This window comes from Bacillus sp. mrc49, assembly GCF_002803435.1.
In genome coordinates, this window is the sequence record NZ_PHNG01000121.1 from 1 (window position 1) to 998 (window position 998).

Below are 998 nucleotides of genomic sequence, written 5' to 3' on the forward strand. Positions count from 1 at the left end.
CCTTCACTAAATCAGAACCGATCATCTCACCGGTCAAGATGAAATCGAGCAATAGGTTGCCTTTTAAATCATAAATGGAAACTAGTAAACTGGCATTATTCAAATCTTTAAGTTTGAATAACGCTTCAAGTGATAGGTTCGTAGTGACGCCGTCCTGGATCAAGGCGAACTTGAATTGGACCTGAAGCAGGCTTTGCAAATCATTATAAATGGAAAGCAATTCTGCCACTTGCCCTGCCGATAATTGATCGATTGTTTCAAAATCAGCCAGCTTGTCCATTCGGTCGGATATCGCCATCAAGCGATCCTCGAATGTTGGATCCTCGACAAGTGGCATAAGGTGATTCATGAATCTTTCAAGCTCCTCGTCCGTAAGCCCGATCTCTGTAAAAAGTCCAGACAGTAAATCGTCCAGTTCTTCATCATCGTATTCCATGTCTTCGTCATCATAACCCATCTCTAAATCGATTATGTCTTCTATATCATAAATGAAATGGAAGGTATCGATGATGGAATCTCCTTCTTCCAATTCACCATACTCCATCAATAATTCCGTCAGTTCCGCTTCTGTCATGTCATAATCCTTCAATAACTGCTTCAATGTCTCAGGAGTGACTGTCGGTCCCAATGTATCGCGTAGCTCATCTACCGATTCCATCTCCTTCAAGGTCAAGTCATAATAGGCTAAGTAATCTTCCAATTCCTTTTGTGTCATTCTAACTTCCGCCAGGTATGCATTAAGCTCATCCTGGTTCATTTTCGTTGCAGCGAAGCCTTTAGCTCCGATTGAGCCTACCGAAAAAAGAACGATAAGTGCTACAAATAACGAAAAAAATCTCTTCAATTTCTTTTCCCCCCAATAATTTCTAGTAAAGCCAAACTCCTAACCATTATAAAACAGCTAAACCAAAAGGTATACATTAATAACAATGATTGACTGCAAATAGGAGGTTGGGAGTGGGTGGAAGGTCTGCTTTTTTCGCATGCGACTGCGAGGA

The 998-nt window shown here is 41.1% G+C and carries 1 protein-coding gene; it reads right to left on the minus strand.

The window, feature by feature from the left end; all coding sequences use genetic code 11:
* A partial coding sequence (locus tag CVN76_RS00835) for a processed acidic surface protein (protein WP_100530087.1) occupies positions 1-844 on the minus strand: 844 nt, incomplete at its 3' end.
* Positions 845-998: the final 154 nt, after the last annotated feature.